This window comes from Paenibacillus sp. FSL H8-0122 (assembly GCF_038005345.1).
In the GTDB taxonomy this organism is placed as follows: Bacteria; Bacillota; Bacilli; order Paenibacillales; family Paenibacillaceae; genus Paenibacillus_AQ.
Genome location: NZ_JBBOTB010000001.1, coordinates 5,594,378 through 5,611,025, shown reverse-complemented (window position 1 = coordinate 5,611,025; position 16,648 = coordinate 5,594,378). Strand labels below are relative to the sequence as shown.

Annotated in this window: 11 protein-coding genes; 7 read left to right on the top strand and 4 right to left on the bottom strand. The window is 56.0% G+C overall.

The window, feature by feature from the left end; genetic code table 11:
* Nucleotides 1-32: 32 nt before the first annotated feature.
* The 5 genes from NSS64_RS24170 (at nt 33) to NSS64_RS24150 (ending at nt 6,391) form a co-directional block, all read left to right on the top strand.
* Nucleotides 33-908, top strand: coding sequence for a radical SAM/SPASM domain-containing protein (locus NSS64_RS24170; RefSeq protein ID WP_341141788.1), 876 nt, complete (start codon nt 33-35; stop codon nt 906-908).
* Between the two features lie 118 nt (nt 909-1,026).
* Nucleotides 1,027-1,701: a response regulator transcription factor gene (locus NSS64_RS24165; RefSeq protein WP_340991150.1), complete on the top strand. Its 675-nt coding sequence runs from the start codon at nt 1,027-1,029 to the stop codon at nt 1,699-1,701.
* Nucleotides 1,698-3,065: a sensor histidine kinase gene (locus NSS64_RS24160; protein ID WP_340944036.1), complete on the top strand. Its 1,368-nt coding sequence runs from the start codon at nt 1,698-1,700 to the stop codon at nt 3,063-3,065. Before NSS64_RS24165 ends, NSS64_RS24160 begins: the two co-directional genes overlap by 4 nt.
* A 124-nt stretch (nt 3,066-3,189) precedes the next feature.
* Entirely contained in the window at nt 3,190-4,128 is a 939-nt protein-coding gene (locus tag NSS64_RS24155; protein ID WP_341141787.1) for an alpha/beta hydrolase, read from the top strand.
* A gap of 172 nt (nt 4,129-4,300) precedes the next feature.
* The gene (locus tag NSS64_RS24150) at nt 4,301-6,391 is read left to right on the top strand and encodes a class I SAM-dependent methyltransferase (protein ID WP_341141786.1); all 2,091 of its coding nucleotides are present in this window, start codon (nt 4,301-4,303) and stop codon (nt 6,389-6,391) included.
* Between the two features lie 72 nt (nt 6,392-6,463).
* Here NSS64_RS24150 and NSS64_RS24145 read toward each other — a convergent pair whose 3' ends face one another.
* Both NSS64_RS24145 and NSS64_RS24140 read right to left on the bottom strand, forming a co-directional pair.
* Entirely contained in the window at nt 6,464-6,814 is a 351-nt protein-coding gene (locus NSS64_RS24145; protein ID WP_051494108.1) for a nuclear transport factor 2 family protein, read from the bottom strand.
* Nucleotides 6,815-6,974: 160 nt separating this feature from the next.
* The gene (locus tag NSS64_RS24140) at nt 6,975-7,892 is read right to left on the bottom strand and encodes an AraC family transcriptional regulator (RefSeq protein WP_341141785.1); all 918 of its coding nucleotides are present in this window, start codon (nt 7,890-7,892) and stop codon (nt 6,975-6,977) included.
* Nucleotides 7,893-8,018: 126 nt separating this feature from the next.
* On the opposite strand from NSS64_RS24140, the gene yicI reads away from it, so the two are divergent.
* On the top strand, nt 8,019-10,340 hold the full coding sequence (gene yicI, locus NSS64_RS24135; RefSeq protein WP_341141784.1) for an alpha-xylosidase: 2,322 nt from the start codon (nt 8,019-8,021) through the stop codon (nt 10,338-10,340).
* 830 nt (nt 10,341-11,170) lie between these two features.
* Complete coding sequence (locus NSS64_RS24130; RefSeq protein ID WP_341141783.1) at nt 11,171-12,364, top strand: SGNH/GDSL hydrolase family protein; 1,194 nt, start codon at nt 11,171-11,173, stop codon at nt 12,362-12,364.
* A 402-nt stretch (nt 12,365-12,766) separates the two neighbouring features.
* Here NSS64_RS24130 and NSS64_RS24125 read toward each other — a convergent pair whose 3' ends face one another.
* Both NSS64_RS24125 and NSS64_RS24120 read right to left on the bottom strand, forming a co-directional pair.
* The gene (locus NSS64_RS24125; RefSeq protein WP_341141782.1) at nt 12,767-14,728 is read right to left on the bottom strand and encodes a helix-turn-helix domain-containing protein; all 1,962 of its coding nucleotides are present in this window, start codon (nt 14,726-14,728) and stop codon (nt 12,767-12,769) included.
* Nucleotides 14,725-16,563: a sensor histidine kinase gene (locus NSS64_RS24120; RefSeq protein WP_341141781.1), complete on the bottom strand. Its 1,839-nt coding sequence runs from the start codon at nt 16,561-16,563 to the stop codon at nt 14,725-14,727. Before NSS64_RS24120 ends, NSS64_RS24125 begins: the two co-directional genes overlap by 4 nt.
* Nucleotides 16,564-16,648 lie beyond the last annotated feature (85 nt).

Here is a 16,648-nt window from a genome sequence, read left to right as displayed (position 1 = left end):
CCTGCATTATATATTGAAATGGGGAGCGGAACTTGAAGACATTCAAAAAGGTATACATCGAGATCACAAGCGTCTGCAACCTGGCCTGCAGCTTCTGTCCGCCCACGGAGCGGCAGAAGAATTTCATGAAGCTGGAGACGTTCAACACCATTCTTGATGAGATCAAACCGCATAGCAATCATATCTATCTGCATGTCAAAGGCGAGCCGCTGCTGCATCCGAAGCTGGGCGAGCTGCTCGATGCCGCGCATGCCAAGGGCTTCAAGGTCAATATTACGACCAACGGCACGCTGATCCGAAAAGCGGGGCCGAAGCTGCTCGGCAAGCCGGCACTGCGGCAGATGAACTTCTCGCTGCACAGCTTCGACGGCCATGCAGGCTCAGAGAACCGTGAGGGTTATCTTACAGAGATCATCCAGTTCGTCCGGGAGATCTCTGCGCGCGGCGTCATTGTCTCGTTCCGGCTCTGGAATCTGACGGAGGACAACCGGACGAATCTGGAGAAGGAGCGCAACCGTGAGACGCTGGCCCTGCTGGAGGAGGCTTTTGGCCTCGACTACAGGATCGAGGAGAAGGTTGTCCCCGGCAGCGGTGTGAAGATTGCCCCGCGTGTGTACCTGAACCAGGACCACGAGTTCAGATGGCCGGCGCTGCATGAGCCGGAGGATGACGGCAAGGGCTTCTGCCATGCGCTGCGCAGCCAGGCGGCGGTCCTGGTAGACGGCACCGTTGTGCCGTGCTGTCTGGATGGCGAAGGCGTGATCAACCTCGGGAATATTCATGAGCAGCCATTCTCCGAGATTGTCGAGGGGGAACGGGCGAATAATCTGTTCTACGGCTTCTCGCGGCGGGAAGCTGTTGAGGAGCTGTGCCGTAAATGCGGCTACCGGCAGCGGTTCGGCACCTAGCCGGAGCGCGAGGCCGGAGTGGGTGCTGGTGTCGGTGCATACCGGCAAAGCAGCAGGGTGATGCTAGAGGGAAGATAGGAATATTTATAAGGCCGGATCATATGAAAAGAGGGAATAGATGCCTACTATACTTGTTGCAGACGACGATGCGAATATCCGCGAGCTTGTCTGCCTATTTCTGCGCAATGACGGATTCGATACCGCTGAAGCGGCAGACGGTCAAGAGGCGCTGGCGGTCTATGCCAGAACCCATGTGGATCTGGTCATCCTGGATATTATGATGCCGGTGATGGACGGCTGGGCGCTGTGCAAGGAGCTGCGCAGAGCAGACCCGGAGCTGCCGCTGTTAATGCTGACGGCGAAGGGGGAGACCTGGGAGAAGGTGAAGGGATTCGAGCTGGGAACCGATGATTATCTGACCAAGCCCTTTGATCCGCTGGAGCTGACGGTCCGGGTCAGAGCCTTGCTGAAGCGCTCGGGAATCGGCAAATCGCATACGATCCGTATAGGAGAGGTAACGCTGGACCGGCAGACCTACAAGGTGATGAACGGGACAGAAGCGCTGTCCCTGCCGCTTAAAGAGTTCGAGCTGCTGTATAAGCTGGCCGGAACACCGGGGCAGGTCTATACCCGCGAGCAGCTGATCGACCAGATCTGGGGTATTGATTACTCCGGGGATGACCGGACGATAGATGTACATATCAAGCGCCTGCGTGAACGGTTTGCGGCTTCGCCGGATTTTCGGATCGAGACTGTCCGCGGTCTGGGCTACCGGCTTGAGGTTACTGAATGATCAAGTCGTTATATACCCGTGTGGTTCTGACCTTTCTGGTATCGGTAATCGGAGGGACGGTGATCTCCTTCAATCTGGCAATCTGGCTGTACAAAGATGAATTGAACGAGAATTTGCAGGTTCCCTTGCTGCGTTTCGGACAAGATATCGTACGGATCTATAAGAGCTTTCCGCTGAACGAAGCCAACGAGTTCGTCGCAGGCATGAAGCAGCTTGAGACCTATCATGTGCGGATTTATGATGAGAACGGCGGGATTCAGTCTTATGGCGGTCCAGAAGGAATGAAGCTGGAGACCGTGACTGAAGAGCAGGTGAAGCAGGTGCTGGCAGGCAGGATCGTTCAGGTCAATCCGACAGGCATATCCACCAGCCTCCTAGGGCTGCAATTAACTACGGATACGGGAAAAAAAGCATTGTTCGTAGAGCCTGTCGGCCCCCCCTCTTCCGCCTTTGTGCTGAAATGGCTGGTGTATTTCGTGGTGTATTCGCTGATCTCCGGCAGTCTTGTGATCTTGGTAGCGGCCATGTTCGTGGTCCGGCCGATTAAGAAGCTGACCAACGCGACGCGCAGGATCGCAGCCGGGGACTTCAACGTGAAGCTGAATATCAAGCAAACGGGAGAGCTGGGTGCCCTCGCGCGCAGCTTCGAGGAGATGACACATGATCTGCAGCAGCTGGAGCAGATGCGCCGTGACTTCGTGTCGAATGTATCTCATGAGGTGCAGTCTCCGCTGACCTCCATCTCCGGCTATGCCCTGGCGCTGAAGCAGATGAATATTCCTGAGAGCGAGCGGGGCCGCTATCTCGATATCATCATCGGGGAAGCCGAACGGATGTCCAAGATGAGCGACAGCCTGCTGAAGCTGAGCCTGCTGGAATCGCAGTCCCAGCAGCTCCGGTTCACCACCTTCAGCCTGGATGAACAGATCCGGCGCGTGATCGTTGCTCTTCAGCCGCAATGGTCGGCCCGGCGCATCAACTTCGATCTTCAGCTGACGGCTGCCACGCTCACCGCGGATTATGACCAATTGAACCAGGTCTGGACGAACCTGCTCGGGAACAGCATCAAATTCTCCGGGGAGGGGGGAGTGATTAGTGTGCATACGAGGCAAGATAATAAAAGTGTGACCGTTCGCGTATCCGACACCGGCATCGGGATCTCCCCCGAGGACCAGAAGCGGATCTTTGACCGCTTCTTCAAGGCGGACCGCTCCCACAGCCGGAAGTATACCGGCAGCGGGATGGGACTGGCGATCGTGAGGCAGATCGTCCTGCTGCATCATGGCGACATCCGGGTTACGAGCGAGCTTGGAGCGGGTACAAGCTTTATTGTAACCCTCCCGCTGAATACACCCGCAGATTAGATTATTGAGCCGATTCATCTTCCGTTCACATTACCGTCACGGGGAGTACATTTTCATTGTATAAGCTATCCTTAGCAATTGATTCAGTCAACACATTCGATTCATAAGGACAGGTGATCGTATAATGAAAAAAGGACTCAGAATCCTGCTTAAGTCTATAGCGGCATTGATGATTGTGATCGTATTGTTTTTTGCTGTAGTATTTGTGGTTAATATCATCAGCAGCAAATCGGAGCTGAAGAAGATTGAGCCGTACGGGCAGCTTGTGCCAGTCGATGGCAAGAAGATGAATGTACTCATCCAGGGATCGGGTGAGGAGACCGTGGTGCTGCTGACGGGGTATGGCACCGGGGCACCGGCACTTGATTTCAAGCCGCTGGTAGACGAGCTGTCCCCCAATTACAAAGTAGCCGTGGTGGAGCCGTTCGGCTATGGCTTAAGTGACCGTACCGATAAGGAACGGACCTCAGACAATATCGTCACTGAGATTCATGAAGCGCTGCAGCAGCTTGGGATCAAACGTTACACGCTCATGGGGCATTCCATCGCCGGAATCTACGGGCTGGATTATGTGAACAAGTATAAGGATGAAGTGCAGGCCTTTGTAGGAATTGACAGCAGTGTGCCGACCCAAGGAGGCTTGGACGATAAAATACCGGTGGGGACGCTGAAGTTCCTCGACAAATCCGGCATTATGAGATTGTTCCAAAAGATAGGCCCCGACCCGTATGCCGGGCTTCCGTTCGACGAGCACACCAAGCAGCAGATGAAAATGATCGCCACAAAAAACTTAAACAATGACACTGTCATGAATGAGATCGACCATTTCAAGGAGAATTTTACAGCAGCCCAGGCGCTGGCCTTCCCTAAAGAGCTTCCGCTGCTGCTCTTCATACAGTCGAATAATACCGATGTGGAGGGCTGGATGAAGCTACATGAGGAGCAGGTGAAGGATTCCGTGTACGGTAAGCTGGTGCCGCTCGAAGGCGGTCATTATCTGCACCATACATTGTCCAAAGAGATTGCCAAGGATTACAGGGAATTCATGGCAGGCGTGAAATGAGGGGAATCTGATTCCCGGCCAACTATCTGATACAATTGAATAAGAGCTCTTCGCAGCCGCAGGCTTCTATAATAGAAGCTTGCGGTTTGTTCCATTCTGCGGACACTCTGATTCAAACCTGAAGCACATGGGCTATTGTATATAGATTGCTATTACATAGGGAGGCATGCAAATGCTGAAATCATTACGGGCTATAGAGGCGTATCGTGAAGGAGGATGGCCTGCCGGAGAAGGCTATCCGTGGCTGGAGTACATCGTGCAGGCAGAGCAGACGATTGTGAACCTGGAGCGGGTAGAATCGCTACAGTCGCTTGCGCAGCAGAATCCGGTGCTGGATTATGTAGAGCGGAGTCTGCGGGTGCTGGACAGTCTGCCGCTGTCGTATTGGATCAAGGAGCTGGCCGAGGAGACGCTGATCTGGTCGGAGACGGCTAAGGGCGGGACTGTCCGGCAGCGGCGGAGCTGGCAGGAAGAGGGCATTAATATTTTCGTTCATAATATCGGCTCTGCGGAGTTGTACCGGCGCTATGCAGAAGGGTTGAAGCAGGACGATGCAGGCTCTGCGGAGAAGAGACGGGTCATACATACGCTGATCGAGACGCATGGGCTGATTGGACAGCAAATCCGCGGCGAGGTTCCGCCTTCCGTCAATCTTCCGTTGTCTGGACTGGTGGAGCACGGCCTGCTGAGCGCAGAGGAGCTGGAGCGGCTGCTGTTCGCACTGAATCACTGCATCATTGCTGCGGTATCCCCGGAGCTGTGGCAGGAGGTCCGCCTGCAGGTCATGGAGCTGATTGCTGTAATTGCTTCAGGGCATCTGCAGCCTGAGGTCCCGATGAAGGAACGTCTGCGGAGAATGCGCGCCGGGTCCATTGCGCAGGGGGAGGATTACGAGACGGAGTGGGACGGGCTGGTGCAGGAGGGCTTCCTCCCTGCTGCGCTGGAGCCGCTGCGGCCTGCCACCTTCTGGTATGTGGAATCGGCGCTCCAGACCTTCTCGCTGGAGCAGTTCCTGAAGGTCATAAGTCTGGTAGCCGCCAGTAGCCCGATTCAGCTAAGCCACCTGAGCTTCGAAGCGGTCATGAACAGTATTCATTATGACTATAAGGGCAGCAAGAAGATCAACGTCTATAAGAAACGGATTATTGAGAAGTATCTCTCGGAGCTGAGCTGGGAGGAGATCTACAGCGGCGTGAAGCCTTCCGGCAGAAACCCGCATCTTACGCACAGGCTGCGGGGCAAGGATCATCTGCCGGATACGCTGTTCTTCCAGTTCGAGTTCTCGGCGGCAGCGGAGAAGCTGATTGAGTTCTGCACAGAGGCCGAGAAGTCGGCGCTGTATGAACGGGCGGTCCTGCTGCTGTTCGACCTGTTCGATCTGCGGCGGGACGCCTTCGACCGCTTCCACAATGAGGATACGTACTTAAGCCAGATGAATGATACGGCTGACTATAAGGCAGTGATTCTGGACTACGTTACCGGACGGAAGGTGCTGGACATCGGCCCCGGCGGCGGGGTGCTGCTCGATCTGCTTGAGGAGCGGATGCCGGAGGTGGTGCCGGTGGGGATTGATATTTCCAGCAATGTGATCGAAGCGCTGCGGCAGCGCAAGCAGCGGGAGGACCGCCGTTGGGAGGTGCTCCAGGGCGATGCGCTGAATCTGAAGGATTATGTGGAGCCGGGCACGGTGGACACGGTGATTTTCTCATCCATTCTGCATGAGCTGTATTCCTATGTGCCGCTGGACGGCCGCAAGTTCAATCACGGCACGGTGGCGGCAGCCCTGACCAGTGCCTTCGAGGTATTGGCTGACGGCGGTGCGATCATTATCCGCGACGGTATTATGAGCGAGCCGGAGGAACAGCAGCGCCGGGTACGGTTTCTGGAGGCGGACGGCATGGCGTGGCTGGAGCGGTACGCGAAGGATTTTGCCGGACGGAATATCCGTTATGAACAGCTGGGCGAACACGAGGTGCTGATGCCGGTGAACGATGCGATGGAATTCCTCTATACCTACACTTGGGGGGAGGAAGCCTACATTCATGAGGTGCAGGAGCAGTTCGGCTATTTCACACCCTCGCAGTACGCTGCGTTCATTCAGCAGACGCTGGGGGACCGGGCCAAGATAGAGGTCTTCCGTCATTACCTGCAGGAGGGATACACGGAGGCGCTGGAGAGCAGAGTTGAGATCATGGATGAGAGTGGAGAACTGGTGCGCTTGCCGGACAGCACTTGCTTTATCGTGATTCGTAAGGCGGGTTGAACAAAAACAGGCTGTCCCTAGTCATCTCTGACTTACGGGACAGCCTGTTTTGTTAGGAGGAACACTATACGCTTATTTAAGCGTGATGATCAGCTCGCTGATTTTACCGCCTTGTACCTTGAATTCATGAGTGAACTGCTGCGGGGCGGGGACACGGTTCTTATTGAACTCCCCCTCCATCTCAGCGGTCACCGCAATGCGGCCCTGGATTTCTTCAATTTCCATAATGGTAAAGCGGACCTTAGCGGAGAATAGCTCGGATTCTCCCCAAGCCGCTATAGCCTCTGTGCCTTCGGCCGACTTCCCGTTATCCTTCACGGTAGCGCCGGGAGCGAACAATTCAATCAGAGCGTCAGGCTGGTATTGGTTCACAGCATTGTAGAAGTCCTGTACCTCAATTGGCAAGGTAACATGTTGATTCATGAATATCTGCCTCCTGTAAGTAGATTAGTGGGGAACGGCATGTCCACCGGAATGAGCCACTAGGCCACCGCTGAAGCGGCAGGTGCCGTGGTCATCCATACACTAACTTAAACGTATCCGGGCATCCGTAAGCAGGAAAAAGAATGGGGCGGGGTTCGGCTTACGGATAGAGCTGGTTCTGCCCGGCGAAGGGAGCGGCGTCCTTGCGGAATTCCGAAGGTGAGCAATTCATGACTTTGCGGAACACTTTGATGAAATAGCTGACGTTGTCGAAGCCGACATCCATGGCAATATCGGAGATTTTGCGGTCCCCCTGCTTCAGCAGGGCTGCGGCCTGGCGAACCCGGTAGGAGTTAATGTAATCGACGGGCGTCTTGCGGGTCATGCTTTTGAAAAAACGGCAGAATTGCCCTTCGCTCATCGGAATCAGCCCCGACAGGTCACGGGTACGGATCGGCTCCTGGTAGTTGTCCTGAATATAGAGAATTACCCGCTTCAGGCGGTCAATCTTCGTGGGCTCCGCGCCTTCGGACTGGCTGTGGTTGACGAAGCGCCCCGGCTGCGCAATCTGCGAGAGCATAATCAGCAGGGTCCCTTTCATAAAAGCTTCGAATCCGGCCATTTGTTGATCATACGCCTTCATCATGCGGTTCAAATGCACCAGCAGCTCCGCCTGCCAGGGAACAGAAGGGGTGAGGTGGCGGGGAAAGCTCTGGCGTTTCTCCTGAAGCGGCAGAATAACACTCTGCTGGATCGTATCATATTGGGCGCTGGCCAGCAGGTCAGGGTGAAAGACCAGGGCGCAGAAGCGGCAGGGGGTCTCCGTAAGCGCGTATGCGGCATGGATATCGCCGGATTCAATGAACACGGCCTCACCGGGGCGAAGCGTGAAATAGTCGGTGTCCACCTGAAACAGAATCTCGCCTTCCAGCAGCAGGAAGAACTCGGCTTCCTCATGCCAGTGGGTGTCCAGGACATGCGCTCCGGCGGGAAGGTCGATCCAGTAGGCAGCCAGGGGGAACATGACATCCCCGTGTTCGCGGTCTTCTTTGAGCAAGCGCTGCGAGGTACGGTCCATTAGGGGCCTCCTTATCTGATGGCGTCAAAATAGTGTTATAAATGAGCTATATATTATTAGTTTTGAGATTTTATTATCGGTATAATGCAACTATATACACCAAATCGAAGGGTGGCAAGTGCACATATGAAATTTACAGACGGCTTATGGCTGGTTCGTGACGGAATTACAATCAATGGTGCAGTGCAGAACTATGTAGTAGAAAAAACCGAGGAAGGCCTAACCGCCATCACGCAGACGACTCCCATCACGGGACGTTCGGCGACACTCAACTCCACACTGCTGACGGTGAAATTCCATTCCCCGCTTCCGGGCGTGGTAGGCGTCAAAATTATTCATAATGACGGCGTTATTCAGCGCGGACCTTCGTTTGAGCTGACCCAGGGAACGGGTGATCATGTTCAGGTGGAAGAGAGCGAAACGCAGACAGTGCTGATCAGCGGGGGACTCCGCGTAGTCATCAACAAGGGCACACACTGGTCTGTGGACTTCTACCGCGGCGACGAGCGTATTACCGGCAGCGGTTACAAATCGATGGCCTATATCACGGATCAGGACGGCAACACCTTCATGCGTGAAGAGCTGGATCTAGGCGTTGGCGAATTTGTGTATGGTCTGGGTGAGCGCTTCACAGCTTTTGTCAAAAATGGACAGGTGGTCGATCTGTGGAACAAGGATGGCGGGACAAGCTCCGAGCAGGCCTACAAGAACGTTCCGTTCTATGTGACCAGCAAGGGCTACGGCGTCTTCGTGAACCAGCCGGAACTCGTCTCGTATGAGATTGCATCTGAGAAGGTGAAGAAGGCCCAGTTCAGCGTCGCCGGAGAGAGCCTGGAATACTTCGTGATTGAAGGGCCGACGATTAAAGATGTCATCACCAAATACACCTCCCTGACCGGCAAGCCTGCGCTGCCTCCGGCCTGGACCTTCGGCCTGTGGCTGACGACTTCGTTCACTACAGACTACGATGAAGCTACGGTTAACTCCTTCGTGGAGGGGATGGCGGAGCGCGATCTGCCGCTGCATGTGTTCCACTTCGACTGCTTCTGGATGCGTGAATATCAATGGACGGATTTCCAGTGGGATTCCCGTGTGTTCCCGGACCCGGTGGGGATGCTGAAGCGTCTGCACGACAAGGGACTGAAGATCTGCGTCTGGATCAACTCCTATATCGGACAGCGCTCCCCGTTGTTTGAAGAAGGCCGGAAGAACGGCTACTTGCTCAAAAAAGCCAATGGTGACGTCTACCAGACGGACCTCTGGCAAGCGGGAATGGGACTGGTCGACTTCACTAACCCTGCGGCTTGTGAATGGTATGCCGGTTACCTGCGCGACCTGGTGGATATGGGCGTAGACAGCTTCAAGACGGACTTCGGCGAGCGGATTCCGACGGATGTGGTCTATTTCGACGGCTCCGATCCATACAAGATGCATAACTATTATACCCAGTTGTATAACAAGGTTGTATTCGAGGTGCTGGAAGAGAAGCTCGGCAAAAATGAAGCTGCCGTCTTCGCACGCTCCGCCACAGCCGGCGGGCAGCAGTTCCCGGTTCACTGGGGCGGCGACTGCTACGCCGACTATGAATCGATGGCAGAGAGCCTGCGCGGCGGCCTGTCGCTCGGCCTGTCCGGCTTCGGCTTCTGGAGCCATGACATCGGCGGATTCGAGAACACCGCTCCGGCGCATGTCTTCAAGCGCTGGTTGGCCTTCGGCCTGCTCTCCAGCCACAGCCGTCTGCACGGCAGCACCTCGTACCGTGTGCCTTGGGCGTATGACGATGAAGCCGTGGACGTTACCCGCTTCTTCACCAAGCTCAAGTGCAGCCTGATGCCGTACCTGTATGATGTAGCCGGACAGGCACATGAGCAGGGCTGGGCCTCGATGCGGGCCATGGTGATGGAGTTCCCGGAAGATCCGACCTGTGAAGTGCTGGACCGCCAGTACATGCTGGGCGATTCCCTGCTGGTCGCTCCGATCTTCCAGGAGAACGGCGAAGTGAAGTATTACCTGCCGGCCGGCCGCTGGACACACCTGTTGAACGGTGAGACCGTACAGGGCGGAGCATGGCGCAAGGAGAAGCATGACTTCTTCAGCCTGCCGCTGTTCGTGCGTCCGAACACCTTGCTGGCCTTGGGCAGCGAGGACAGCCGTCCGGATTATGATTTTGCCGACGGCGTGAAGTTCGGCCTGTACTCCCTGGAGGACGGCAAGACTACATCGGCGACTGTGCGCGATATCCATGGTGCTCCTGAGCTGAAGGTAGAAGCTGTACGCAGCGGCAGCACTGTAAAGGTAACTGCCGAAGGCAGCGGCAAAGCGTTCACCCTGGCGGTGAAGGATCTCGGCGCTATCGCTTCCGTGGAAGGTGCGGAGCAGGTGGATGAGACTACAGTCAAAGTGGGCGCCGGCGAGAAGTCCGTATCGTTCACGATTACGCTGAAATAATTAACTAAATTACCGTGAAATAAGACAACTATAGACTGAATTAACAAACCCGCAAGACTGAATTAACACAACTGTAGACCGAATCAACACACCCGCACGCTGGCTTAGCATATGGCTGTGCCCTTAAGTAACCAAGCTCTCTGATGACAGGGGACATTCGTCTCCTGGATCGGGGAGCTTTTTGGGGATCAGTGCCCATGTGATCGGTTTTTCGATCACATTCGGCCCACGTGGCGTACCCAGTTCAAATGTGATCGGTTTTTCGATTACAATTGGCCCACGTGGCGTGCTCAGTCCAAATGTGATCGGTTTTTCGATTACATTCGGCCCACGTGGCGTGCCCAGTTCAAATGTGATCGGTATTTCGATTACAATTGGCTAACGTGGTGCGTCCAGTCCAAATGTGATCGGTTTTTCGATTACAATTGGCCCACGCGGCGTGCCCGTTCCCAATGTGATCGGTTTTACGATTACAATTGGCCTACGTGGCGTGCCCGTTCCCAATGTGATCGGTTTTTCGATTACAATTGGCTAACGTGGCGAGCCCGTTCCCAATGTGATCGGTTTTTCGATTACAATTGGCCTACGTGGCGTGCCCGTTCCCAATGTGATCGGTTTTTCGATTACAATTGGCCCACGTGGCGAGCCCGTTCCCAATGTGATCGTTTTTTCGATTACAATTGGCTAACGTGGTGCGTCCAGTCCAAATGTGATCGGTTTTTCGATTACATTCGGCTAACATGGCGTGCCATAGAAGTACCGAAGGATTGCCTAAGGAGTGACAAGTTACTGTCAGCATCAGTCGCATCAGATTAGAGGAGTCGATCATTATGAACAATGTTGAGAACAGTCCAAACGGAGTGCTGAGCCAGCCGGAGTTCACCTCCGCTACCGCGCTGTCTACAGCCGCCAACTACATTATGAACGCGCCGGAGCCGTTCACCCATACGTACCGCACCTATATCCGTCTGCGGGAGAACGGGAGCCTGACGCTGAAGTTCTGGCACAGCAATGCGGTGGATTCGACCTGGGACCTGGGCGCGGATGCCGTAGCCAGTGAACCGGGGGGCGAGTGGAGCATCGAAGCAGCATATGTCGCCGATGGCGGAGCCGCGCCGGACGGCAGCGTTGTGCCTGGCTCGCAGGTGCCGGTTACCTTCGGCGGTGAACTGTCGCGGCGCGTGAAGCCGGGCGAGATGTTCTGGAGCGACGAAGCGCTTTTGGAGCTGCCGGAGGGGCATATGCTGGCCTTCACCTGGACCTTGAAGACGGCTGGAGCAGGCAAGTCATTCCCCTTCAATGTGGAGGGAATGCTGGTATCCGGCTATGATGCGCCGGGCCATCTGGCTGCTCAAGAGCCGGCGGCTGGGTTCAGCGAATCGGATAAGCTCCAGGTGCTTCCAAGCTTCCTGGGCTACAAGAAACAAGTGGCGAAGAGACTGGTATTCTTGGGCGACTCCATCACGCAGGGGGTACGGACCGCCAAGGATCAATATGAGCACTGGGCGGCAAGAATTACGGAGGGGCTGGGAACACAGTTCGGCCTGTGGAATATTGGCTCCGGCTGGGGCCGGGCCTACGATGTGGCCACGGACGGTCCCTGGCTGCATAAGGCGCAGCAGGGTGATGAGGTGCTGATCGTGCTGGGCGTGAATGATTTGGATATCGGCCAGCGCTCGGCAGAGGAGCTGCTTACGGACCTTACGCACATTATCTCCCGGATCAAGGAAGCACAGCCGGAGACAGCGGTAATTCTCAGCACGGTGCCGCCCTTCAATTTCGAGGGCGGGCGTGAGACCCATTGGCGCAAAGTGAATGAATGTATCCGCACGAGTCCTCCGGCCGGAGTGGACCGCGTGTTCGACATCACTGCCGTGCTCTCTGTTGCTGTTCCCGCTGACCACCGGATCAAGCCGGAGTATATGAGCGACGAGTTCGACCCGCATCCGAACGGTGCGGCGGGCAAGGCCGTGGCGGATGCGTTTCTGGCGTGGTACGGGGAATCTGCAACAGGCAGACCGTAACTCTGCCATACTGCCATATAGCTAAACTGCCTCAGCTTAGAAATTACTCCTCGGCATGGAAATACTGCCTCGACAGGGCAGTTGGCAGAAATGTTGTACATTATGCAGCTTAGATTCATGATAACCGGGGGTTAAAGGAAGAATGTTGCAATAAATACAAGAATAGCTCCGCAGAACCTCCGGGAGGTGGAGAAATGCTGCCTTTCCTGCAACAATACTGAATTAATGGCGGCATCAGGAAGGAAATGTTGCATTTCGTGCAGGATTCCATCATCGTGCAGGATTCCATCATAAAGGTACGATTAGAAAAGAGCCTGCATTTTGCAGGCTCTCAGCTTGTCTGCCCGGGTCTTTATATGACCTGGTTCTCTTTTCTTCTCTGAGGAGGCATTCAGCATTCACTCAATGCTCCGCCTGATCCCGGTAGTCTTTCGGCGAATGGCCGGTATGCTTCTTGAAGACCTTGCTGAAGTATTTGACGTCGTGGAAGCCGACCATTTCCGAGATCTGGGCCAGCTTGAGGCCCGGATTCTGCATCAGCAGCTTGGCCTTCTCAATGCGGACGCTGACGATGTAGTCGGAGAAGTTGATGCCGTATTCCTGCTTGAACCGGCGTGAGACATACTCGCGGCTGACCTGGAATTTGCCCGCCACCTCCTGAAGGGAGAGGTCGGAGGGGTAATTCTGCTCAATGTATTTTACGATCTCCGTCATCGGGTTCCGCTCTTTCTGCTGCCTGGCCGCGAGCGCCCGGGATAACTGCTGCATGAAGGCAAGGGACCAGTCGCGCCAGGCGAACAGGGAGAAGGAATAGCCGCTGGGCTGCGGAGAGGGGTTCTGCTGGTCCCCGTGCTCAAGCTCAGCCAGCACGCTAGCCGCCTGGCTGCCAAGCGCTTCCCGGACCAGACGGGAACGAAGCAGCAGCGCATCGGCCTTCCAGTCGTTCAGCATCTGCGGGGTAACCACCCCCCGGCGGCTAAGCTCCTGGGTCCAGTGCTGCGCCGCTGCGGTCAGGGCCTCAGGCGTCCCGCTGATGACCGCCAGCCGCCAGTCCTCCTGGACATCGGCGAAGCTCAGCGGGATCGTACTCTCCCGCTTATCTCGCTGCTTCCCGCCGGGTATCGTCCCCGGCTCCCTGCCCGTCACTGCGCCAGCACCATTGCCTGTCGCCGCACCCGCACCTGACTTCCGGCCTGTCACCTCGCCCGTCCCCGAGCCAGTCAATCCGCCTGTCGCCGCACCCGCACCTGACTTCCGGCTCGTCACCTCGCCCGTTCCTGTGCCAGTCAATCCGCCTGTCGCCGCACCCGCACCTGACTTCCGGCTCGTCACCTCGCCCGTTCCCGAGCCAGTCACTCCGCCGGTCGCCGCACCCACATCAGTCCCCACGCCTGCCACCGTACCCGCTCCCATGCTTGTCCCCCCGCCCGGCAACGCCTCCGCCCCCGCATAATGGCAGTAATCCTCATGCCTAAGCAGATTCCGCCGCAGCAAGGCTTCGGCGGCTTCGGCGCGTCCCGCCGGCAGATGCGCGGGGAAAGCGCCCGGTGTGCTGATTCCGAAATGCATACGGAACTGCAGCGTCAGGAAGATGCCCTGATTCATCCGGCTAATCAGCGAAGTGACAGATTCATGCGGCTCCCAGAGCAGGATGGCAATCTCCGGCGGCCCGCCCCAGTAGCGGAAGGCGATGCCCGTGCCCTGCTGCTGCAGGAATTCGTTGCAGATGTTCACGATGGCGTAGTAGAGCAGTTCGCTGTCGCCGCCGAAGCGCCGCAGCAGCGGATTGTTGCCGCTGTCCGTCTGCACGAGGAGCAGACGCGAAATCTTAATGTCCGGCGGAATGATGCCGTCATGGATCAGGCGGCGCAGCGAGGCCTCGGCATTCACCCTGTCATCGATGAGCGCAGACAGCAGCTTCTCCCCGAAGATCGGCTTGATCTCATTCAGCCGGAGGCTCTGGTGCTGGCGGTGGCTGCGTTCCGCCTCCTCGGCCCGCCAGGCGGATACTGCCTTGGAGACCGCGCTGTTAATCATATCCGGCTCAATCGGCTTCAGAATATAATCGATGCCGCCATGGCGGACGGTCTGGCGGACGAAGTCGAAGTCATTATGACCGCTGACCACAATGAACTTGGTGCTGCCTGCGAATTCATCCACCCAGGTCATCAGCTCCAGGCCGCTCCCGGACTCCATCATCATATCCATAATGACCAGCGCAGGCTTCTCCCGGCGGATCAGACCGATGGCCTCATTGCCGTTACCCGCCTCCAGAATCTCCTCAATCTGATGGGCCTCCCAGTCCACCAGCAGGCGGACGGCCTTCCGGACTCTTGCTTCGTCATCTACAATCAGTGCCTTCATATTCGTTCACTCTCCACTACAATATCGATTTCCAGGCGGATGATTACCCCGCCTGTCTTCAGATTATCCACGGTCAGCAGGGCGTTATCGCCGCAAACCAGCCGCAGCCTGGCCAGCACATTGCCGAGGCCGATGCCCGCGCCCGGTGCATCGCGTCTGCTGGGGCTGTCCTGTCCGGCATTCTGCAGCAGCTCCCGTTCTTCAGCGGTGCTGGACTGCTCCAGCTCCTTGCGCAGCGCCTCCAGCCTGCCTGCGGGAATGGGGAGGCCATTGTTGGCGATGCTGATCTCCATCCGCTCCGGAGTAAGCCCGGTCACGTTAATCTCCATATATCCGTCCTGCCGGTCAAGCTGGAAGCCGTGCTTGAAGTAATTCTCCACAATCGGCTGAAGAATCATTTTGGGCATCAGCGCCTGAAGCAGCGGCTCCTCCACCTCAGACCGGAAACTGAACTTGTTCTCAAAACGCTCCTTCTGCAGCTGGATATACGCTTTGACATGGTCCAGCTCACTCTGGACCGTCACAACCTTCTCATCATTGTACATGCTGTAGCGCATCATTTTGGCCAGAGCCGACAGCAGGCCGTAGATCTGCGGCACCTTCAGCTCCAGGGCCAGCGTACCGATAATCTGGAGAGTGTTGTTCAGGAAATGCGGATTAATCTGGGACTGGAGCGCCCTCAGCTCATTGGTCCGGCTCGCCAGCTCCAGTCTGTACTCCCGCAGAATGAGATTGTTGATCGTGTCCATCATACTGCGGAAATGCTCGGTGACCACCCCGATCTCATCGTTGCCTGCCGGGCGGATCTCAATGTTGAGATTCCCGGTCTGGACCTGATTCATATACCGGGTCAGCTGCTTGATCGGCGCGGTAATCCGGAAGGAGACGAGGATCGTCAGAACAATGATCGTCACCAGCAGCAGCGCCAGCAGCAGCAGGTTGATCGCGGCGGCCTCCTTGGCTTCGCGGAACAGATAGGAGACAGGAATCTGCTTGACGAGCGTCCAGCCGAGGCCGATGCTGTCGATCTTTTGATAGATGAATACAGAGCTGTCCTGTTCAAAATAACCCTGCAGCTGCGTGCTGTCCGCAATCTGGCTGTTATACCAGGCGGCATTCAACGGTTTGCCGAGCAACCCGGAATCCTGACTGTAGACCAGCCTGCCGCTGCTGTCCACAAGATACAGCTTCTCCTGATCCTGCTCGTACAGCTGGTCCACAATCTCACTGAGGGCTGCCAGCTTCACATCAATTGACAGATAGCCTAGCGCCTGCGAGGTAGGGATACGCTCAATTCTGCGGTGCAGCGTAAAAACCGGCTCCGGTATAAACTGCGTTAACGGCAGCCTCAGCCCGTAAGCGTTGCTCAGATGTGTACTCTGCACGCTTACCGGGGAGCTTCCGCTCAGACTGGACTGGTGGTAGGGTGCACTAGCCAGCCAGCGCTTGGGTGTTGTATTGTCCGTAATCAGCGTAGCCTTCGAATCTTTCACACTGTATAAGTACACCTGTGAGAGGTGGGGCAGGGAGGTGGAGATATAGCTGAGCGAGTTATAGATGGCAATATCGGAGGACAGATCGTCGTACCCTGCTTCAAGCAGCCGGTAGAAATCGCCGTCAGAATACACGTTCAGCGACAGACGGTTGAGCTCCTGCAGCAGACTGTTAATGTTTTTGTAGCCTTGATAGAGCAGATTCTTGTTCTCCTCGACCGCCCGGTCCCGCAGTGACTTGGTGGTGTGGGAATAGCTGACATACATTGTAGCCATAATGCAGATTAAGGTGGGCACAAGCAGGAAGACGATCAGCTTCGTGCGGATACTGGTCCATTTCATGGGGCGGGTCACATCCAGGTCAATATTTTACACCCTAAAGATCACTTGCGTAGGTGTAAGAGGCTCTGCAAAAAACAGATAATAT